General features: G+C 24.7%; 20 protein-coding genes. 11 read left to right on the plus strand and 9 right to left on the minus strand.

Features of this window, described 5'->3' with window-relative positions:
* The first annotated feature begins 177 nt into the window (after window positions 1-177).
* Complete coding sequence (asnB, locus tag NBW53_RS00420; RefSeq protein ID WP_250278171.1) at window positions 178-2,004, plus strand: asparagine synthase (glutamine-hydrolyzing); 1,827 nt, start codon at window positions 178-180, stop codon at window positions 2,002-2,004.
* Between the two features lie 3 nt (window positions 2,005-2,007).
* On the plus strand, window positions 2,008-2,418 hold the full coding sequence (locus tag NBW53_RS00425; protein WP_250278172.1) for an HIT family protein: 411 nt from the start codon (window positions 2,008-2,010) through the stop codon (window positions 2,416-2,418).
* Between the two features lie 153 nt (window positions 2,419-2,571).
* Here the strand turns inward: NBW53_RS00425 and NBW53_RS00430 are convergent, their stop codons facing one another.
* From NBW53_RS00430 to NBW53_RS00445, 4 genes are all read right to left on the minus strand, one after another.
* On the minus strand, window positions 2,572-3,510 hold the full coding sequence (locus NBW53_RS00430; protein ID WP_250278173.1) for a CPBP family intramembrane glutamic endopeptidase: 939 nt from the start codon (window positions 3,508-3,510) through the stop codon (window positions 2,572-2,574).
* A 2-nt stretch (window positions 3,511-3,512) separates the two neighbouring features.
* A complete protein-coding gene (locus NBW53_RS00435) occupies window positions 3,513-4,667 on the minus strand; it encodes an AI-2E family transporter (RefSeq protein WP_330651646.1) in 1,155 nt (384 codons plus the stop codon).
* A gap of 108 nt (window positions 4,668-4,775) precedes the next feature.
* Complete coding sequence (locus NBW53_RS00440) at window positions 4,776-5,732, minus strand: CPBP family intramembrane glutamic endopeptidase (RefSeq protein ID WP_250278174.1); 957 nt, start codon at window positions 5,730-5,732, stop codon at window positions 4,776-4,778.
* A gap of 146 nt (window positions 5,733-5,878) precedes the next feature.
* Window positions 5,879-6,838, minus strand: coding sequence for a CPBP family intramembrane glutamic endopeptidase (locus NBW53_RS00445; RefSeq protein WP_250278175.1), 960 nt, complete (start codon window positions 6,836-6,838; stop codon window positions 5,879-5,881).
* Window positions 6,839-7,077: 239 nt separating this feature from the next.
* On the opposite strand from NBW53_RS00445, the gene NBW53_RS00450 reads away from it, so the two are divergent.
* From NBW53_RS00450 to NBW53_RS00480, 7 genes are all read left to right on the plus strand, one after another.
* Window positions 7,078-8,172: an HD-GYP domain-containing protein gene (locus tag NBW53_RS00450; RefSeq protein ID WP_250278176.1), complete on the plus strand. Its 1,095-nt coding sequence runs from the start codon at window positions 7,078-7,080 to the stop codon at window positions 8,170-8,172.
* Between the two features lie 116 nt (window positions 8,173-8,288).
* Window positions 8,289-8,756: a nucleoside deaminase gene (locus NBW53_RS00455; RefSeq protein ID WP_330651618.1), complete on the plus strand. Its 468-nt coding sequence runs from the start codon at window positions 8,289-8,291 to the stop codon at window positions 8,754-8,756.
* Window positions 8,749-9,393 (plus strand): HAD family hydrolase, encoded by a 645-nt coding sequence (locus NBW53_RS00460; protein WP_250278177.1) that lies wholly within the window; start codon window positions 8,749-8,751, stop codon window positions 9,391-9,393. Before NBW53_RS00455 ends, NBW53_RS00460 begins: the two co-directional genes overlap by 8 nt.
* 96 nt (window positions 9,394-9,489) lie before the next feature.
* The gene (locus NBW53_RS00465) at window positions 9,490-10,476 is read left to right on the plus strand and encodes a recombinase family protein (protein ID WP_250278178.1); all 987 of its coding nucleotides are present in this window, start codon (window positions 9,490-9,492) and stop codon (window positions 10,474-10,476) included.
* Between the two features lie 26 nt (window positions 10,477-10,502).
* A complete protein-coding gene (locus NBW53_RS00470) occupies window positions 10,503-10,841 on the plus strand; it encodes a manganese catalase family protein (RefSeq protein ID WP_250278179.1) in 339 nt (112 codons plus the stop codon).
* 313 nt (window positions 10,842-11,154) lie between these two features.
* On the plus strand, window positions 11,155-13,011 hold the full coding sequence (locus NBW53_RS00475; protein WP_250278180.1) for an S-layer homology domain-containing protein: 1,857 nt from the start codon (window positions 11,155-11,157) through the stop codon (window positions 13,009-13,011).
* 16 nt (window positions 13,012-13,027) lie between these two features.
* The gene (locus NBW53_RS00480) at window positions 13,028-14,689 is read left to right on the plus strand and encodes a M23 family metallopeptidase (RefSeq protein ID WP_250278181.1); all 1,662 of its coding nucleotides are present in this window, start codon (window positions 13,028-13,030) and stop codon (window positions 14,687-14,689) included.
* Window positions 14,690-14,761: 72 nt separating this feature from the next.
* On the opposite strand, the gene dnaJ is transcribed toward NBW53_RS00480, so the two are convergent.
* Window positions 14,762-15,916 carry a molecular chaperone DnaJ gene (gene dnaJ / locus NBW53_RS00485; protein ID WP_334302886.1) on the minus strand — a complete coding sequence of 385 codons (1,155 nt, stop codon included), beginning with the start codon at window positions 15,914-15,916 and terminating at the stop codon, window positions 14,762-14,764.
* A gap of 79 nt (window positions 15,917-15,995) precedes the next feature.
* Between dnaJ and NBW53_RS00490 the strand changes: the two genes are divergently transcribed.
* Window positions 15,996-16,637: a TIGR01906 family membrane protein gene (locus NBW53_RS00490; RefSeq protein WP_250278183.1), complete on the plus strand. Its 642-nt coding sequence runs from the start codon at window positions 15,996-15,998 to the stop codon at window positions 16,635-16,637.
* A gap of 52 nt (window positions 16,638-16,689) precedes the next feature.
* On the opposite strand, the gene dnaK is transcribed toward NBW53_RS00490, so the two are convergent.
* From dnaK to NBW53_RS00510, 4 genes are all read right to left on the minus strand, one after another.
* Complete coding sequence (dnaK, locus tag NBW53_RS00495; protein ID WP_250278184.1) at window positions 16,690-18,528, minus strand: molecular chaperone DnaK; 1,839 nt, start codon at window positions 18,526-18,528, stop codon at window positions 16,690-16,692.
* A 37-nt stretch (window positions 18,529-18,565) separates the two neighbouring features.
* Complete coding sequence (gene grpE, locus NBW53_RS00500) at window positions 18,566-19,120, minus strand: nucleotide exchange factor GrpE (RefSeq protein WP_250278185.1); 555 nt, start codon at window positions 19,118-19,120, stop codon at window positions 18,566-18,568.
* A gap of 17 nt (window positions 19,121-19,137) precedes the next feature.
* The gene (hrcA, locus tag NBW53_RS00505) at window positions 19,138-20,172 is read right to left on the minus strand and encodes a heat-inducible transcriptional repressor HrcA (RefSeq protein ID WP_250278186.1); all 1,035 of its coding nucleotides are present in this window, start codon (window positions 20,170-20,172) and stop codon (window positions 19,138-19,140) included.
* 353 nt (window positions 20,173-20,525) lie between these two features.
* Window positions 20,526-21,818 carry a hypothetical protein gene (locus NBW53_RS00510; RefSeq protein ID WP_250278187.1) on the minus strand — a complete coding sequence of 431 codons (1,293 nt, stop codon included), beginning with the start codon at window positions 21,816-21,818 and terminating at the stop codon, window positions 20,526-20,528.
* Window positions 21,819-22,047: 229 nt separating this feature from the next.
* Between NBW53_RS00510 and NBW53_RS00515 the strand changes: the two genes are divergently transcribed.
* The gene (locus tag NBW53_RS00515) at window positions 22,048-22,614 is read left to right on the plus strand and encodes a stalk domain-containing protein (RefSeq protein WP_250278188.1); all 567 of its coding nucleotides are present in this window, start codon (window positions 22,048-22,050) and stop codon (window positions 22,612-22,614) included.
* Window positions 22,615-22,880: the final 266 nt, after the last annotated feature.

Raw genomic sequence — 22,880 nt, forward strand, 5'->3', positions numbered from 1 at the left:
CAACACTAATAATGGACAAAATAACTATATAATTATAGTTACTTATTATTATAACATTTTAATTAAATAAATCAAACAAAATTTTAAAAAATTTTAAAACTTTTTTAAAGCTAGTTGAATAATATGCATTTTTATGATAAAGTTTTTATATAAAATACTTAGGAGGATACATTTTAAATGTGTGGATTTACTGGATTTACTGGAAATTTAGCTAACAAAGAAGAAGTAATAGAAAAAATGATGAATAAAATAATACATAGAGGACCAGATAGTAGTGGTATACATTGTGATGAAAATGTTACTCTTGGATTTAGACGCCTTAGCATTATAGGATTAGAAAATGGTTCGCAACCTATGTATAACGAAGATGGGAGCATCGTTATTGTATTTAACGGTGAAATATATAATTATGAGACAATAAAAAAAGAACTTTTAGAAAAAGGTCATATTTTTAAAAGTGAGGCAGACACAGAAGTTTTAGTGCATTTATACGAAGAAAAAGGTATGGATATGCTAAAAGATATAAGAGGTATGTTTGCTTTTGTTATATATGATATGAATAAAAAAGAGCTTTATGCAGTTAGAGACTTTTTTGGTATTAAACCTTTTTATTATTCCCATATAAATGGTAACTTTATTTTTGGGTCTGAAATAAAAAGTTTTTTAGAATATCCAGAGTTTAAAAAAGAAGTAAACTTAGTTGCTTTAGAAAATTATCTTTCTTTTCAATATTCTGTTTTGGAAGAAACATTTTTTAAAGGTGTGTTTAAGCTTATGCCAGGTCATTATTTAAAATATAAAGACGGCAATATAGATATAACAAGATATTTTGAGCCTATGTTTGAACCAGAACAAATGAAATTACAAGATGCTATAAAAGATGTGGATATATCTTTACAAGAGTCTATTAAAATTCACAAAGTAAGTGATGTTGAAGTTGGTTCATTTTTATCTAGCGGGGTAGATTCTAGCTATGTAGCTGCTACATTTAAAGGAGATAAAACTTTTACTGTTGGATTTGACTATGATAACTACAATGAGATAAGCTATGCTAAAGATTTATCTGAAAAAATAGGTATAGAAAACTTTAATAAAACTATAACAAAAGAAGAATATTGGGACACTATATCTAAAGTTCAATACCATATGGACGAGCCTTTAGCAGACCCTTCGGCAATTGCTTTATATTTTGTGTCTAACTTAGCTAGTAAGCACGTTAAGGTAGCTTTATCTGGAGAGGGGGCAGACGAGTTTTTTGGAGGATATAATATATATAAAGAGCCTTTTGATATTTCCTTTATAACAATACTATCAAAACCTATAAGAAAAGCCCTTGCTAATATTGTTAAAATAATACCTTTTTCGTTTAAAGGCAAAAACCTATTTATAAGAGCTTCAAAAGATGTTGAAGAAAGATTTATAGGAAATGCAAATATGTTTTCAAAGGAAGAAAGAGAAAGTATATTAAAAAATCCTACGGGTAAATATAACCCTATGGATATTACTAAGCCTTTATATGATAAAGTTAAACATTTAGATGATGCTACTAAAATGCAATATATAGACTTAAATCTTTGGCTTGTAGGAGACATCCTTTTAAAAGCCGATAAAATGAGTATGGCAAATTCTCTTGAGGTTAGAGTACCATTTTTAGATAAAGAAGTATTTAAAACTGCTAGCAAAATACCGTCAGATTATCGTGTTAATAAGCAAGCAACAAAATATATTTTTAGAATGGCTTCTAAAGCGTATTTACCAGAGACAGTTTCTATTAAGAAAAAACTTGGATTTCCTGTTCCTATTAGAGTTTGGCTTAAAGAAGATAAGTTTTATAATATTGTAAAAGAAGCCTTTTGTTCAGAAGCTTCTAAAAAATATTTTAATACAGACAAAATAATGAGTTATCTTGACAACCATAAACAAGGTAAAGGAGATTTTAGCCGTAAAATATGGACAATATATATGTTTTTAGTTTGGCATAAACAATTTTTTGAGGAGGCATAGAAAATGGAATGTATTTTTTGTAAAATTATAAATGGAGATATACCTTGTAACAAAGTTTTTGAAAATGATAATTTTATAGCTATATTAGATGCGTTTCCAGCTAATGAGGGACATACACTTATTATACCTAAAAAACATTATAAAGATATTTTTGAAATAGATGAAGATATGTTAAAAGAAGGCTATGCTATTTCAAGGAAAATAGCTAATGGTATAAAAAAGGCTTTAAATATAGAAAATATAAATATATTACAAAATAATGGTGCTTTAGCAGGGCAAACGGTTAATCATTTTCATATACACGTTATACCACGAATAGAAAATGATGATGTAGTTATAAAGTCTAAAGCTATAAATATTGATAATGAAAAAATAGAAAAAATAGTTGATAGTATAAAAAATAATATAAAATAAGTTAAGAAAGTAAAATTTATAGAAAAAATTAATATATAAAAAAGCTAAGTTTAATATATACAAAAACTTAGCTTTTTTATATATTAATTTTTTGAGATAATTTTATAATTTCTAGGTTGTATATTTTTCTACAACCTAGAAATTATAAATCTTTTATTGCCTAATAATACTTTTAAATGCCATAAATAAGATAAAAATTATTATGTTTACAAAGAAAAATGCTGTGAATATTTTTGGCTTATCTTGACTATTTTTTATTGAAATATTTTCATTTTTTAATTCTTTTATTTCTTCTTTATTGACTTTTATAAATAAAAATATAGAAATTAAAAGAAATGGTAGTGATAGTAAAAACATTACAAAAAATGGTAGAATATCAATAGCAGTAGTTTGTTTAGATAGTTCATTTAATACTGTATCAGGTGATTTCTTTGCTAAAGAGTAAAGACTTATTACTGAGGTAGAATTAATTAAAAAATGCATTAACATACTAGAATATAAAGATTTTGTTACTCTTACTAAATAAGTAAAAAATATACCTAATATTATTGCAAAAAATAGCTGAGTAAATGTTAAGTGCATAATACCAAAGTAAAAGCTAGATATTAACGCGCCTGTTAATAAACTATTTTTTTTATAACCACTTAATATAACACCTCTAAATGCTAATTCTTCTGTTATGGCAGGTATTATTGCCGTAGAAAAAAGAGATTTAAATAGACCTAAGTTAGAAGAGTCATATAAGCTATCAACAATTTCATTTTTAAAAAATAAATCTGTAATAGCACTTATTAAATTAGCTAAGGGCATTATTGAAAAGCTCATAATTATTGTTATAAAAATATTTTTTAGGCTTAGAGGTTTTAAAGGAATAGCTTCTTTAATGTTAATCTTTTTAAAAACTACATATAATATTATAGGCAGTATAAAGCAAATAATAGAATATGTAGATTGTAATAGCCAAAAATTTTCAGGTTTTAACATAAAAGGCATTATTTCACTAAATAAATTAATTAATAAAATATTGCCAATTAATATAGTAAATATCATTATTATGAACATAAAAAAGTTAGCGTTTTTGGGAGAATTCATACTTACACCTCCATATTTTTTTCATATTTTTTATCTATAAAACGGTTAAATGTAGAAAAGATAACAGCAAATATCGGAACACCAAAAAACATACCAGCAGGGCCAAAAAGAGCTCCACCTACAATTATAGAGAAGATAATACCAATAGGCTTAATGCCTATAGAATCTCCTAATATTTTAGGTCCTAATATATTACCATCAAATTGTTGTAATAAAAGTATAAAGATAGATATCCAAATACTTTTTAAAGGATTTGTTATATCAAACATTAATGTTATAAATACAACAGGAATACCACCTATAAATGGACCAAAAAATGGTATCATATTTGTTATACCTATTATTATGCTTAAAAGCATTGCAAAAGGTGCCTTTAATAACGTTGCTCCTACAAAAAATATTATACCTATTATTGTAGAATCAATCATTTTTCCAACGAAAAACTTTTCAAAAGTATAGTTAGCTTCTTTAAAAAATTGTATTAAGCTATAAGATACTTTTTTAGGGAAAATAGCATAAACTATTTTTTTACTTTTTTCTCCTATTTCTTCTTTATCAAATAAAATATAAATAGATATAACAATACCTAATATTACATTTAAAAGAACAGATGCTATATTAATAGTGCTTGATAATATTCTTTTTAAGTAAGTAGGTACTTGGTCTATAAAACCTCTTAAAAATCCTTCTATATAGTTAGAAATACTATCTATTATACCTTCATTTATAGGTACATTTTGTTTCAACATTTTATCAAAAGCATTTATATCAAATGTTTTAAAATATTCACTTACATCTATTATGCTTTTTTGTATTTCTGGTATAAGATAGCTAATAAGCCAAATTAAGAAACTAAATAATAAAGCATATGTAGTTGTTATAGATAATCCTCTTTTTAGTCTTTTTCTAGTATTTAAATATGTTATTTTAGAAAAAAACTTTGCTTCTAAAAATTTTAAGCTAGAGTTTAAAACATATGCTATACCTATACCATATATAAAAGGCGATAAAATATGTTTTGCATTTTTTATTGCTAAAGATACATCTAGATTAGATGATGAACGATAAAAAATTATAGTGATTACAGCTACAAAAATTAAACATAATCCTAGTTTAAAGTATTTTTTATTTTTTTTTATAAAACTTTGAGAGTTTATAAAAGCACCTCCTTAAAATTTTTGTGTATTATACACATACTATATAATACAATATATTTTACGAAATTTCTAGTTAAAAGTTTTATAATTTATATTTTTATACAAAAATTATGTATTAATTAAATGTTTTACTAATGTTAAAAGTAATATTTGTAATATAAACAATAGTATATTTACATAAAAGAATGCTGTAAATACTTTAGGCTTATTAGGGTTATTTTTTATTGCAATGTTTTCATCTTTTAATTTTTTTATTTCATTTTTATTATTTTTTATAAATAAAAAGATAGAAAGTAAAAGCAATGGTAACGAGATTAAAAATATTATAAACATAATTATAACACTTTCAAAACTAGATAATGTAGATGGTTGGTCAAAGGATGTAGGGATATATTTAACAGAAAGATAAATTAATATTGCTGCTTTAGCATTAAATATAAAATGCATTATCATACTAGAATATATAGAGTTTGTTATTCTTACTAAAAAAGCCATAAATATGCCTAGTACTGTTGTATAAACAAATTGATTTAAATTACCGTGCATCATACCAAAATAAAGACTAGACATTAATACACCTATCAATAAACTATTTTTTTTATAACCACTTAATATAGCACCTCTAAAGGCTAATTCTTCTACTATGGCTGGTAATAATGCTATAGTAAAAAGTGATTGAAATAAGTTTAAATTAGATGCTTCTTCATGTAAAATATCAGAAACTATATCTTTTGAGAAAAGGTCTCCAATAGAAGATATAAACATTAGAAATGGTATTACTGAAAAGCCTATAAATATTATTAAAAAAACATTTTTTAAGCTTAAAGGATTTAATGGTATAATTTCTTTAATTTTAACTTTTTTAAAAACTATATACAATGCTATAGGTAATATAAAATGAAAAGTAGAAGATATAGTGTCAAGTATGTAAGAATTTTTGGGGTTCGACAAAGAAGGAAATATTATCTTAGTAATAGGTACTATAAATACTGATAATACAGCAAATAATGTTAATACAAACATAAATAAATTAGGATTTAAATTAGAATTTTTAGGTTCGTTCATATTTATACCTCCATATTTTTATAAACTTTTGAGAGCATGTAAAATATCTCTTTAAATGTTTTTACGTATCTTAATATTACATAATACAACATATTTTACGTAAATTTTGGTAAAAAGTTTTTATAATTTACATTTTTATACAAAAATTACATATTAATTAAATATTTTATTAATGTTAAGAACAATATCTGTAAGATAAATAATATTATATTTACATAAAAGAATGCTGTAAATACTTTAGGCTTATTAGGATTATTTTTAATTGCAATGTTTTCATCTTTTAATTTTTTTATTTCATCTTTATTATTTTTTATAAATAAAAATATAGAAAGTAAAAGAAATGGTAATGAAATTAAAAATATTATAAATACGCTTTTTATATATTTAATAGTAGTTGGTTTAGTGAGTTCATTAAAGGCTGTAGCAGGATTGTTTTTAACTAAAAAATAAAGAAATATTCCTGCTCTAGCATTAAATATAAAATGCATTATCATACTAGAGTATATAGAATTTGTTATTTTTACTAAAAAAGCCATGAATATACCACATAATGTTGTATAAACAAATTGATTTAAATTACCGTGCATCATACCAAAATAAAGGCTAGACATTAACATAGCTGTTATTAAACTATTTTTTTTATAACCACTTAATATAACACCTCTAAATGCTAATTCTTCTGCTATGGCTGGTACTAATGCTATGGTAAAAAGCAATTGAAATAAGTTTAAATTAGATGTTTCTTGATATAATTCATCAATAATTATATTTTCGAAAAAAACATCTCCAATAGAAGATACAAAATCTGTTAATGGTATTACTGAGAAACTTATAAATATTACTAAAATAAAATTTTTTAAGCTTAAAGGATTTAATGGTATTATGTCTTTAATTTTGACTTTTTTTAAAATCGTGTATAATAATATAGGTAATATAAAATAAATAGTAAAAACTATAGGGTTAAGTATGTAAGAATTTTTTGGTTCTAGTAAAGAAGGGATTAATATACCAATAATAATTAGTATAGCTGTTGCTAATGCAGAAAATAATGTTAAGATAAACATAAATAAATTAGGATTTAAATTAGAATTTTTATGTTCGTTCATATTTACTCCTCCGTATTTTTATAAATCTTTAAAAATATGTGAAATATTTTTTTAAAAGGTTTTTTAGATATTTTAATATTGCATAGTACAATATATTTTACGGAAACTTTAGTAAAAAGTTTTTATAATTTACATTTTTATACAAAAACTATTGATTAATTTAATAATTTAGTGGTATACTATAAAAAATAACTAAAATTTTTATTAAAATATGTAAATATTTTAGAAAGGAAGTTTTTATGGCTAATTTAAAAGTACAAAAGATAAGTGTTAAAAATGCTAAACCTAATATGATTTTAGCAAAAGATGTTGTAAATTCTTCTGGCATAGTAATTTTAAGTAAAAATACTATGTTAAGTAATATAAATTATGATAAACTTGAATCCAATGGAATAAAATACATAAGTATTTTTGAAAAAAGTGATAATAGTGATGATTTTAGTGAAGATATTTTATTAGAAAATAAAGAATCTGAGAGAATAGAAGATAGAAAAGAGTTTAAGCAGTTTAAAAAAAATTATGAAGAAAAAGTTGAAAAAATAGAAAATCAATTTGTAGCTATTGGTAAAGGTATTGGAATAGAAACAGATACTCTTTATGATGTAGTTATAGATATAGTTAATAATGTAAACTGTAAAAATGATGTATTTTCTTACTTAGGGCATTTAAAAACTCAAGATTTACATACTTATGCACATAGTTTAAATGTTGCTTTAATATGCAATCTTTTTGGCACTTGGCTAGGGTATGAAGGAGAACAATTAAAAACACTTACTGTTGCAGGTATGTTGCACGATATTGGCAAGTTAAAAATAGATGAAAATATAATTAAAAAACCGGCTAAATTAACTAATGAAGAATACGAATGTATGAAAAAGCATCCTTCCTTAGGATATGAATTAGTTAAAGATTTAGACATACCTAATGAAATAAAATTAAGTGTATTAATGCATCATGAAAAAATAAATGGAACAGGATACCCTTTAGGGTTAAAAGATGATAGAATAGCATCTACAGCTAAAATAGTTGCTATTTGTGATATATATGAAGCTATGACAGCTAATAGAGTTTATAGACCACAAATTTGTCCTTTTGAAGTTATAAGAAACTTTGAGCAAAATAGCTATGATATTTTAGATACACAATTTTTATTAGCTTTTTTACAAAATATAGCATATACTTATGTAGGAAGTCGTATTATGTTATCTGATGATAGAGAAGCAGAAGTTGTTTTTATCAATAATTCTTATTTATCAAAGCCTATTGTAAGAATAAATGATGAGTTTATAGATTTATCTCAAGAAAAAGAACTATATATAAAACATATACTATAAGCAAGGTAATTACCTTGCTTATAATTATATTAACCATAGATTTATATTATATAAAATTTATGAGTTTTATTATTTAATTTATATCCACTATTTTTTAAACAAGGAAGGAACTTTAAATGGAATATAATTTTTTTATGAAAGAAGCTTATAAAGAAGCATTAAAGGCGTATGAAATAAATGAAGTACCGATAGGTTGTGTAATTACGTATAATAACCAAATAATATCTAGAGCATATAATAGACGAAATATAGAAAAAAATACATTAAAACATGCAGAAATAATAGCAATAGATAAAGCTTGTAAAGTTTTAGGAGATTGGCGTTTGGAAGGGTGTAATATTTTTGTTACTGTTGAGCCTTGTCCTATGTGTGCAGGAGCTATATTACAATCTAGGATAGATAAACTTATTTTTGCTACCAGAAATAATAAAGCTGGTTGTTGTGGGTCTGTATTAAATATTTTAAATAATAAACAGTTTAATCATAGTGTAGATATAATAGAAGGTGTTTTACTAGATGAATGTAGTATGTTAATGAAAAATTTTTTTAAAGACCTTAGACGAAAGGATAAAGTTAATGATTGAGTATAAAGGTGTTATTTTTAACTTGGAGGGAACTATACTAGATTCATTAAATATTTGGGAAAAAGTAGAAAAAATTTTTATAAAAAATAAAAAGATTAACATACCTATAAATTATGAAAAACATATAAAACATATGAATGTTTTAGAGAGTGCTAACTATATAAATAGCATATGTGAAATAGAAGATACAAAAGAAAATATAGTTGAAGAATTAAAGCAGTTAGCATATTTTGAATATAAAAAAAATATAAGTTTAAATCTTGGGGTTTATGAATATCTTGTATTTTTAAAGGAGAATAAAATAAAAATAGGTATTGTTACAAATTGTGAAAAACAATTTTATGAAGTATGTTTAAAAAGGTATAAAATATACGATTTTTTTGATATTATAATAGATAGTAGTTTTGCAAAAATAGATAAAGAATATTCAGATATATATAAAAATTGTGCCACAACCTTAGGGCTTGCTCCTAAAAATATTATTGTTTTTGAAAATAAGTTAGAAGCTATAAAAGGGGCTAAAAAAGCTGGTATGCAAGTTTATTATTTTTATGAAAAAAATAACTTGGAAAACTTAGAAGATATTATACAACAAAGTGATGAATATATAACAGATTTTAGAGAGCTTATTGTTTAATAAATTAAATATAATAAAAAGACTTTAAAAATAGTCATTTAAAATACACTTATAAAATATTAATAATGTATGACATATTATTAAAAGGTGTTTATAATGGCTAGAAAAAGTAGGAAAAAATTTAAAATAGATAAAGCTAAAAATAGCGATAAGATATATAAATTAGGTATATATATTAGAGTATCTGTAACTGATAATAAAAAAAATAAAAATACAATAGAAAACCAAAAAAATTTTATTTTAGATTATATAAAAGATAAGAAAGAATTTAAACTAATAGAAATTTATCAAGATGATAATACTACAGGAACTAATTTTAATAGGGAAGGGTTTAAAAAACTTTTACAAGATATTAAAAAAGGTAAAATAAATTGTATAATAGTAAAAGATTTATCAAGATTTGGACGAAGTTATATAGAATGTAGTAATTATATCGAAAAAATATTTCCGTTTATAAATGTTAGGTTTATATCTATAAATGACAACTATGATAGTAATAACAACAATTCTAATGAAGTATTATTAATCCACCTTAAAAATATAATAAATGAAGTGTATTCAAAAGACATTTCTAAAAAAGTGTGTACGGCAATTAAAGAAAAACAACAACAAGGAAAATTTATTGGCAATTGGGCAACTTATGGTTATTTAAAAGACCCTAATGATAAAAATAAAATTATAGTTAATGAAGAAACAAAAGATATTGTAAAAAAAATATTTAACTTAAGATTAAATGGTTATAGTTATACAAAAATAGCCAATATTTTAAATGAAAAAGGAGTTTTATCTCCATCGGCATATTTATATAGCAAAGGTATTTTAAAGCAAGATAGATTTAAATATTGTAAATGGAGCGATATTTATATAAAAACAATTTTAACAAATGAAGTTTATATAGGAAATATTGTGCAAGGAAGAAAGAAAACAGAGTTTTTTAATAATAAAGAACAAAAAAATATAAAAAAAGATAAATGGATAATAAAAGAAGATACACATTCACCAATAATTTCCAAAGATTTATTTTTTAAAGTTCAAAATATAAATTATAAATTATCTAAAGGGAGTAAGACTAATAAAAAATAAATTGATATATTAAATTAAGTTTATATTTGTCACAATCAGACCACGGCTTAGGTATATATCCAGTAAGTGGTGGTGGAGTTCCATTTTCTACAGAAGGTTTACAATCAACAGGAAATCCAATAGCAGATTTATATGAAAATTTAGCAGCAGAGCAAAAAGCAAAAGCTACGTATGAATATATATTAAATATGACAGACGACCCAGATGTAATAACACCAATAAAATTTTTAAGAGAGAGAGAAGTGGTACATTTCCAAAGATTTGGAGAGGCTTTAAGACTTGTAGAAGATTATTTAGATAGTAAAAGACAGTTTATAATAGAAAAGCCTGATAATATGAGACCACAACCAAGAAAAAATAATTAATAAAAAAGCAAAGTCATAAAAATTTATGACTTTGCTTTTTTATTAAAACAAGTATTGGTCATTTTATATAATAAAAATAAATATATAGAAGTATTTATATTTGTTTTAACCAAATGATTATTTGGTGTGTAAATATATATGATTTTTTAAATATAAAATCGAAAATTGTTATAAATTATGTATAACTTTTTAGATAAAATATATAAAAAATATGGATAAATTAATTTATCCTTGATATTTTTATAAAATTAAGGTATAATTGTTACAAATATATTACAAAAATAAAAATTCCTTTGCAACTAAGGAGGATTATATGAAAAGTTTAAGAATGATATTAGCTATATTTGGCTTAACTTTTTTTATGTTATTTAGTTATGTTAATGTTTATGCTGATATCTTTAATGATGTAGACAAAAATAATATAGCTTATAATTCTATACAAAAAATGTACCAACTAGAAATTATGGTTGGTGATTTACAAGGTAATTTTAATCCAGATAGTTATATTAGTAAATTTGAAATAACAAAAATATTATCTAAATTTATACAGTCAGAAAATATTGATACTACAAAAAGTAAATATAACGATATAGTTTTACAATATGATAAAAAATATAATAGATGGGACACTTCTTTTAATAAGTATATAATAATTCTTTTAGAAAAAGGGGTATTAAAAGAAGAAGATTTAAAAGATTTTGTTATTATAGATAAAAATAAGAAAGAACAAATAAGAGCATTATCCAGAGAAGAAATTGCTTTATTTTTAACTAGAGTGATAGACAAAGAAGATAGCGTTAATAAAATGAATTTTAACAAAACTTTTAACGACCAAAATAACATAGGACAAAATAAAGTTAAATCTTGTTATTATATGGATAGTTTGGGTATAATATCTACAAAAGATAATAATTTTTTACCTAAAAATGCTGTTACTAAAGCAGAACTTTCTATTATATTAGATAAGTTTTTACAGTATACAAATATAGAAATTAAAGTTAATGATTTGAAAACATTAAACAATAACCAAAATATACAAACAAGATTTGTTAATATCCAAAATGTTTTTTTACAAAATAATTCTATACAAGTAAAAATAGATAATGAAACTAAAATTTATGTGTTAGATAAAAATGTAAAAATATATATAGATGATAATATTTCATTTTTAGAAAATATAACACCTAATACTAATGCAGAAATAGTTATAGAAGATAATTTAGTTACCAAAATAGATATAAAAACTAATCTAAAAGTAGAAAATACACCAACTAATGACACAAAAATATATGGAATAATAAAAAACATTTCTAATGATTGTGTTGGATTATCTCATAAAGAAATATATGATAATAGATTTTATTCTAAAGAAAAAATAGAAATTATACCTTTATCTAAAAATTGTAAAATAACAAAAAATGGTGTTACTATTAACAATATAGAAGAAAATAGCTTAGCCACAGTTGTTTTAGAGAATAAAATGGCTACCCAAATAATAATAGAAGATGATAATGCTTTGTTTTTAGGTACTATAATAGAAAAAGATAACAATAAAATAACTATAAAAACTACAGACAATAAAATATTTGAAATGGGCTTTTTAGAAAATGCAAAAATAATTAGAAATGACAAAATTGTTTTGGCTAATCAATTAAAAATAGGTGATTTAGTTACAGTAAATGTAAATAAAGATAAAATTTCAAATATTAAAGCAAAAGGGGATATATCTAAAAAACAAGGTACTATAAAGGCTATAAAAATAAATGATAAATTTTCTACAATAGATCTAGAAGATTCTAATAATAATATAAATACATACTATGTGGACAACCTTAGCACAGATATTTATTCAATTAGAATATTAGATAGTGTTGATTTATATTTAGATAGCTCAGAGGTATATGCTATAAATATTTTAGATAGAAAGCAAAACAAAAGCTTTAGTGGTGAAATTATAGAAATAAATAGTAATTATATAACTATTTTAACACAAGATTTAACAGGAAAAGCTACTGTGAAAGCTAATATAGATAAAGACACTATATTTTTTGACTATGAAAGCTTAAGAAATATATCTTTTAATGATTTGAAAAAGGGTAATAAAGTTTATGTTGTTTTAAAAGATGTTATAAACAATATTGCTTCAAATATTAATATTGTGTCAAGATAAACAATGGAGGTTCTTTATGTCGGTTAATCTTAATAAAGAAAACTTTAGTAAAGATAAAAAAACTAATGAAAAACAAAATAATATAATAGATTTTCCCTTGAAAAATAATATAGATAATAGGGCAAATCTTAAAGAAACAAACTTAGTTTTAACTACAAAAGATAATATAATAAAAAATATTGATTTTTATAAATCGAATGAAAATAGTATATTGTCAAAATTTAAAAATAATATAATAAATAGGTTTTATTCTGTAAATGAAAATGAAGTTAAACTAAATTCTAATGATAATAATAGCAATAATATAAATTTGAATAATTCTAGCAATGGTAAAGATAAATTGCCACCTAAACCTATAGCAATTACAATTTTAGGGATTATTTTAGTATGTATTGTTATATGGGCTTTAACTCATAAAAATGCTAAAGAAATTTATGTTGGAGATAAAATGGTAGGTATAATAAAAACTAATGAAAAATTAAAATCTGCCAAAGACCTTGAGAATTTAGCATTAGATGAGTTATCTAAAGAGGCTGGGGCTAATGTTGAAGTAAATGAAGAAGTTATATTTAAGCCAGTTAGAGCATCTAAAGAAGAGATTATGTCTGTAACAGATGCCACTAAAGAAGTAGCTAAAGCATTTACATTTAAAGTAGAGGCATCTGTTATAACAGTTGAAGGTGAGCCGATAGCTGTTGTTAAAAATAAAGAAGAGGCTAACCAAATTTTAAATAGTATAAAAAATAAGTATATAAATAAAGATGTTAAACAAGTATCTGAGCCAACTTTTGTAGAAGATGTTAAGATAGAAAACAAATATGTAGCTGAACAAGATGTTATGTCAAATGAAGAAGTTTTATCTATACTTACATCTAATGTAGACCAAGGCAAAGAGTATGAAATTAAAAAAGGAGATACACTTTTTGAAATAGCTATAAATAATGACATAACTTTAAAAAAGCTTTTAAGTGTTAATCCTAATATTACAGAAACGACACCTCTTAAGATAGGTAGTAAAATAAATCTTGTTGTTCCAGTTCCATTATTATCTGTTGCTACTTATGAAGAAGCGGTTTATACTGAAACTATACCTAAAAAAGTTGAAACAGTAAAAAATGATAAAGAATATAAAACTTATAAAAAAGTTTTAAAAGCTGGTAAAGATGGTAGCAAGCAAGTTACTGCAAAGGTAACAAAAATTAATGGTATTGAAGAAAAAAGAGAAGTTGTATCCGAAAAAGTTTTGGTAGAACCTACGGTAGAAAAAATTGAAGTAGGTACATTAAATACACCACCTAAAAAATCTATTGGTAGTTTTGTATATCCAGTTAGAGGAAGATTTTCATCTGGATTTGGATATAGATGGGGGGCTATGCATAATGGTATAGACTTAGCTTGCCCAGCAGGTACGCCTATTAAGGCTTCTGATGGTGGCATAGTTGTATTTTCAGGTTGGAACAACGGTGGATATGGTTATATGGTAAAAATAAATCACGGCAATGGATATCAAACAGTATATGCACATAATAGTAAAAATGCAGTATCTGTTGGACAAAAAGTTGCACAAGGTGAAGTTATAGGTTATGTTGGTAGCACGGGTAATAGCACTGGTAACCACGTACATTTTGAAGTATTAAAAAATGGTGTTGCTCAAAATCCATTAAACTATTTAAAATAAGTTTTTTAATACTTTGTATTTAAATAAAAGCTATGGAAAATTTTCCATAGCTTTTATTATATTCAATATTTATTAATCAAAATGCTTTTTTACTTTTTCAAAAAAGTTTTCTTTTTTTATAGTTGGGATAGTTCCATCTTCAGAGGCAAACTGCATAAGAAGTTCTTTTTGTTTGTCATTAACTTTTGTAGGAACTATTACTTTAAATTTTATAATTTGGTCACCTCTTAGCTTAGGGTTACGCACATTAAATACACCTTTGTTTTTAAGCATAACAGTTGTTTCTGGTTGTGTACCTGCTTTTACTGTATATAGTTCTTCACCATCTATTGTAGGAACTTTTATTTCATCACCAAGTGTAGCTTGAACAATAGATATAGGTACTTCTACATATATATCATTATTTTGTCTTACAAATGTTTTATGAGGTCTTACGCTAATAGCAATAAGTAAATCTCCATTAGGTCCGCCTTTTTCTCCTGGAGCTCCCATACCTGCTTTTCTAATACTTTGTCCTTCATTTATACCTTTTGGTATATCTACAGTTATAGTTTTTGTTTTTCTAACTTTACCTTTACCATTACATACAGAGCAAGGTTCTTTTACAATTTTACCTTCTCCATGACAAGTACGACATTCTATAACAGTTGTCATAGAACCAAGCATTGTTTGTTGAATAACTCTTTCTTGGCCACTTCCACCACAAGTTGGACAAGTTTGAGGGTGTGTACCCGGTTTAGCACCAGTACCATTACAGTTGTCACATTTATCATCAGCTTGAAAAGATATTTCTTTGCTACATCCAAAAACTGCCTCTTCAAAATTTATTGTTAAATTATACTGTAAATCAGCTCCTCTTGAAGGACCTCTTCTTCTTCTTGATGAACCTCCACCAAATATGTCTGAAAATCCACTGCCGCCAAAGAAACTTTCAAAAATATCTCCCATATCCATACCAGAGAAGTTGCCACTGCCAGAAAATCCTCCGCTACCATCAAAAGCTGAATGTCCAAATTGGTCATATGTTTGTCTTTTCTTTTCATCACTAAGGACTTCATATGCTTCTGTTGCTTCTTTAAATTTAGCTTCAGCTTCTTGGTTGTTAGGGTTAGCATCTGGATGATATTTTTTAGCTAACTTTCTATATGCTTTTTTTATATCAGAATCTGTTGCTCCTTTACTTACGCCTAACACTTCATAATAATCTCTTTTTCCCAAAATTTTCACCTACCAATTAAATTTTAATGACTATTTATGAAAAATATAGTAAAATATAATAGAAAATAATAAATTTAGGAGATTGTTTATGAAAAAACTTTCAAATTATATTTTAACTATATTTACGAGTATTTTATTTATTTATATTTTTATTTTTACTGCAATTATATTTTTATTATCAAATAAATATTTTTATTATTTACATATTAAATACTTAAAATTAGTAGAAAAAACAGGCTATTCATTAGAAGAAATAAAGTTAAACTATAATGCTATGTTAGAATTTTTATTTCCTTTTTCTAATAAAGAGTTTCATCTTCCAACTTTAGCTTATTCTACACAAGGCAAAATACATTTTGAAGAAGTTAAAAATATATTTAATGCTATGTCTTTAATATGTATAATTATTTTAATAATATTAGCTATAATAATTTACTTTTATTATAAGAAAAAAGATAGTATATTTTTAAAAAAATGTTCTATAAACTGTGTTATTATACCTGCTTTATTAGCTATAATATGCTATATTAATTTTGATAAATATTTTGAAATATTTCATAAAATATTTTTTAATAATGATTATTGGATATTTGACACAAAAAAAGATCCTATTATAAATATACTACCACAAGAATTTTTTAAAAATTGCAGTATAGTTATTTTTATCTTTGTATTATTAGGTTCATTATTTTTATATATAATATATAAGTTTATAAACCGTAAACGTTAAAATAGTGATTTGCCCTCTAACCATAGGCTAGAGGGTATTTCACTATTTTTAATTAACCATCTATAATATCATCATTATTTGTAGCACCTTGGTTACCCATATCTCCCATATTCATATTAGGATTGCCACCGGCTTCTTGATAAAGTTTTGTTGAAAAGTCATTTATAAATTTTGTAAAGCTTTCTGTTGCATTTTTTAATGTTTGAGTATCTGTTTCGCTCATAGTTTCTGCAACCATTGGGCTAGATACTGCTTTTAAGTTATCTATTTCTTTTTGAAGTTCAGCTTTGTTTTCTTCAGATACTTTGTCGCCTATATCTTGTAAAACTTTTTCCCCTTGGAAAATTAAACTTTCAGCTTCATTTTTAACATCAACTGCTTCTTTTCTTTTAGCATCTGCTTCTGCATATTGTTCTGCTTCTTTCATAGCTCTTTCTACTTCTTCATCACTTAAATTTGTGCTAGAAGTAATAGTTATGTTTTGTTCTTTACCAGTGCCTAAATCTTTAGCAGAAACAGTAGTAATACCATTTGCATCTATATCAAATGTAACTTCAATTTTTGGTATACCACGTGGAGCAGGAGCAATACCATCTAATTTAAATTGACCAAGCTCTTTATTATCTCTAGCCATAGGTCTTTCACCTTGTACTATACGAATATCAACAGCAGTTTGATTATCAGCATAAGTTGTAAATGTTTCTTTTTTATTAGTAGGAATAGTAGTATTTCTTGGTATTAATACAGTAGAAACACCACCTGCTGTTTCTATACCTAAAGATAAAGGAGTAACATCTAAAAGTAATATACCGCCAGCGCCTTCATCTCCTGCAAGTTTACCACCTTGTATAGATGCACCAAGAGCAACACATTCATCAGGGTTTATACCTTTAAAAGGTTCTTTTCCAGTAATTTTTTTAACTTCTTCTTGTACAGCAGGTATTCTTGTAGACCCACCAACTAATAATACTTTATCTAAATCACTAGCTTCTAAATCGGCATCTTTTAAAGCATTTCTAACGGGTTCTAATGTAGCTAAAACTAAATCGTGAGTAAGTTCTTCAAATTTAGCTCTAGTTAAAGTTAAATCAATATGTTTAGGTCCATCTTGATTCATAGTAATATATGGTAAGTTAATGTTTGTTGTAGTAGCAGATGATAATTCCTTTTTAGCTTTTTCTGCGGCTTCTTTAAGTCTTTGCATAGCCATTTTATCTTGTCTTAAGTCCATACCTTCAGCTTTTTTAAATTCTTCTGCAAGATAGCTTATAATTTTTTCATCAAAGTCATCTCCACCTAAGTGATTGTTACCACTTGTAGCTAAAACTTCAATAACACCATCACCAATTTCAATAATAGATACGTCAAAAGTACCACCACCTAAGTCATATACCATTATTTTTTGTTCCTTTTCATTATCAAGACCATAAGCTAATGCAGCAGCTGTTGGTTCATTAATAATACGTTTTACATCAAGACCAGCAATTTTACCAGCATCTTTTGTAGCTTGTCTTTGACTATCTGTAAAGTAAGCAGGAACTGTAATAACCGCTTCTGTAACAGTTTCTCCAAGATAGCTTTCAGCATCTTTTTTTAGTTTTTGTAAAATCATTGCAGAAATTTCTTGAGGAGAGAATTTTTTACCATCATTTTCAAATTTATAGTCAGTACCCATATGTCTTTTAATAGAAATAACTGTACCATCTACATTTGTTACAGCTTGACGTTTAGCAGTTTCTCCTACTAATCTTTCGCCAGTTTTTGTAAAACCTACAATAGAAGGAGTAGTTCTAGCACCTTCGCTATTAGCTATAACAACAGGTTGACCACCTTCCATAACAGCAACACAAGAGTTAGTTGTACCTAAATCTATACCAATAATTTTTCCCATTTTTATTTCCTCCTTAAAAATATATCTATATATTTAATTAATTTGCAACTTTAACCATACTAGGACGTATAACTTTATCTTTATATTTATATCCTTTTTGCATAACTTCGGCTACAACATTTTCGCCTAATGTATCATCTTCTATATGAAGCACGGCATTGTGTATGTTAGGGTCAAAGCTTTCGCCAACACCGGCAACTTCTTCTATACCCATATTTTTAAATGTTTCAACCATTTGGTTAAATATCATATCTATACCTTTAAACATAGCACTTTCTTTATCTTCATCTGTAGTAGATAAAATTGCTCTTTCAAAGTTATCTAATATAGGTAGTAATTTTTCAATAGCATCTCTTGTACCATTTTCATACATAGAGGCTTTTTCTAAATTTGTTCTCTTTCTAAAATTATCAAATTCTGCCATACTTCTTTGGAGCTTATCTAAATATTCTTTAGAAGATGCTTCTGCTTTTTCAAGTCTATCTTTTAAGTCATTTTGGCTTAATTCTTCAACAATTTCTTCAGTTATTTGTTCTTGTGTATCTTCATCTTGTTGCTTAGTTATTTCGTTTTGTTCAATGTCTTTTTCCATTACATTTTCCTTTCTCCTCAATCAGATGATAAGGTTTTTAAAACATTATTTATATTTTTAACAATTTCATCTAAAAGACTAATAGTTTTTGCATAGTCCATACGAGTTGGAGCTATAATGCCTATTGTTCCAGTAGCACCAGCTATTTTATATTCTGTTTTTACAATGCTACAATCTTTAAATTCTTCAACAGAGTTTTCTCCGCCTATTAGTATTTGGATAGAATTGTTATTTTCATTATTGCCACTTAATATATTTATAAGCATATCCTTTTCTTCTAAAGATTGAAAAATTGGTTTAGCTTTTTCTATATTACTAAATTCTTTAAAATCTAATATATTGTTTATACCACTTGTATAAAACTTAATTTTTTCTTCGTTATCGTCTTTAAATATTTGTTCAAAAACTTTAACTATTATTTGTTCTCCTTCAGATATAATATTTTGTTTATCTTTATTAATTTGATTTTTAATTTCATCTAAGGAAAATTCGTTAATTATGTTGTTTATAGTAGAAGCTATACTTAATAAATCTTGTACAAAAAATTCTTTATCTACAGGTATTATATAATTTTTTACATTTTTATTTTTTGTAATAACAATAGCAATAATAGAACTTTCGTCTAAAGGAACAAGTTGAATATGTTTAATTTCTTCTTGTTCAACTTTTGGCTTACTAATAACTGTTGCATAATTTGTAAGAGTAGATAAAGCTCTAGCAGTTTGTTCCATAAGATAATCCATATGATTTATATTGTTTACAACAATATCTTTTAAAAAGTCTACTTCTTCTTTACTAAGGTCTCTATGTTCCATAAGAGTATCTACATATAACCTATATCCTTTGTCAGAAGGTATACGTCCAGAAGAAGCATGTGGCTGTATCACAAGTCCTAAATCTTCTAAGTCGCTTAGCTCATTTCTTATAGTAGCACTGCTAATACCTAAATCGTATTTTTTGGCAATTGTACGAGATCCAATAGGTTCTCCGGTTTCTATATAATCTGTAATAAGAGCTTCTAATATTTTAATTTTTCTATCATTTAATCTCAAAAAAACCACTTCCTTAGGAACAAAAAACATTTAATTGTTAGCACTAAACATTTACGAGTGCTATCAACTTAACATAACCTTATCACTATTTTTAAAAATTGTCAAGTATTTTTTTATAATTTTTTTAAATATTTTTTATATTATTAGACATTAAAAGCAAAAATAATACAAAAAATGTATAGTCTTAATACTAATAATAAAATATTATATATATTATATCCTTATAATAACTATAAAATGCAAAAAATATAAAAATTAATTAAAATACTATTATAAATTTTAAAAATTTAGACTAAGTTAAAGGCTATCAATTTTTGATAGCCTAAATAAGTATTAATTTATATTATTTTTTATTAATCTTTAGATACTAAACTAAATAAATCTGACAATGAACCACTATGACTTGGACCAATAACTTTATTATCTGGTGATGCACTAGGTTTTTCGTTTATTATATTATTAGGTTTTGGTTCAGCTTTTTTATCCACTTGTTTTTTAGAACTATTAGTAGACATTATATTTTTATTAATTTCAGTAAAATTATATTCTCGAGGTTCGGATGAATGTATAAACCCCAAAGAATCTTTATAATATAACTTTAATGTATATATGCCTTCATATTTTTGAGTTATAGACTTTATTGTACCATCTTTTTGTTTTATACTATAACTTCCAAAAGTAACATTTAAAGGCTCTTTTGATGTTATAGTTTTTAGAGGGTATACTACAAAAGGGTTATCATCTGGATATATAACTAAAGTATATTCAAAAGTTTCATTTTTATTTGGATTATCCCAAGTTATGTTATATGTTGGTTCATTATTAAGACCTATATATCCAGTAATATCATTTAATTTTGGTTTATTTGGTATTTTAGGTTGGGACACAGTAAACCCACCTATAGATATTAAATAATTGTATAATCCAGCAACATCTGCAGCTAAAGGCAAATATGGATTTAATTGAGGCTTTAGATTAAAACTATGTATATTATCATAATTTTTTTCATTATTTTTTAATATTTCATCTACAGATTTAAAATCATAAGATTTTCTTGCAGTAGATGACCCTAAAAGTTGAACATAATCATCTGCCATTATTTCCATAATGTCCCAATGATATAAATAATCTTTTTTATTTACATCATATATAACAGGGTTACCTTCTAATTTTCTAATGTTTACATAGTTTGAATCTTTTAAATTATGATAATATATATTTTCAGTTTTCATTAAATTATAAGTCATATAATGATGACCATACTCGTGAGATAGTATATAGGCTATTTTAGGAATGGTATTTAGTCTATCTCCATTATAGATATTAATATAGGCATTATTGCCTAATATATATTCATTGTCTTCTAGATATATATTATCATAATAAAATCCATTTACCCCTTCTGGAGAGTTGGGGTATATATATATATCGCTTAAATTGTCAAATTCTTCTCCGTGGAAATTATTTAAAAGCTCTGCATATAAATCTTTTAACATATTTTTGGTCCAACTTTTACTATAACTAGTTATTGTAAGGTTATTAACTGTATATGTAGAATAAATTTTAAGATTATCTGCCAAAGTAGAGCATTTAAATAAAAAAATAACAAAAATTAAGCTTATTAGATTTATTTTGAAAATTTTCATAAAAATATCACCTTTAATTTTTTTATTAATAAATATTATACATTAAATTTATTTAAAAATAATTACAATAAAATTAAAAAAATATTACAAAAATTTTTAAAGCATAGTAAATTACTATAAATATGTATAGTTTAATAAATGGATAAATAAATTTTTTACTTATAAACAAAACTTTTTTAAAAAATTTACGTTTTTTATATTGTAATTAAAAATATTGGGAGGTATTAATATGAAAAAATTTATTAGTGGTTTATTAATTGGAGGTATTATAACAACTTCTGTTACAGCTTTTGCTGCTAATATGGTAAATATGCAAGCAGTTTATTCTATAAAAAGCCTTATTGTAAATGGTGTTGATACAGGAAAAGGAAACACTGCATTTGTAAGTAATGGTACAACATATGTTCCGTTAAGAACTGTAAGTGATGCATTAGGACACAAAATTTCTTGGGATTCTAATACAAAAACTATTTATATAAATACAAATGATAATGTAAATAATAGCGGTGAACCTACAGATTTACCACCAGTAAATAATAATTCTACACCAAATAAACAAGGGGCAACATCTTCTTCTAACAATAGTTGGAAAGGTAAAAAATTAATTAGTATAGAAACAGCTAAAAATGCAGCTATTAAAGCTGTTGGTGGTGGAAATGTTATTTCTCAAGAATCAGATATTAATGACAATGATGATTTACCAACATATGATTTTAAAATATCTAAAAATAATAAAATTTATGAAGTAGAAGTTAATGCTTTAACTGGACAAGTTAAAGATTTTGATATAGATTAATATTATTAAAATTTTAAATAAGATTAATTTATATAAGGATATAGTATAGCTATATCCTTATTTTTTTATTATTACAATTAAGGTATGACTTAATTTTGATAAATTTTAGGAATACCTGTTTTTGAATACGGAAGTATTCAAAAAATTGATTATTAATTATAATAATAATTTTTAAACTAAATTTATAAATTATTTTGTTTTAAAATATTAAAAAAAATCAATTTATATAAAATAATGTCAAAACAATGTTGACTTTTTTAGTTGGG

The sequence above is a fragment of the [Clostridium] colinum genome, from assembly GCF_940677205.1.
GTDB classification, from domain to species: Bacteria; Bacillota; Clostridia; order Lachnospirales; family CAG-274; genus Tyzzerella; species Tyzzerella colina.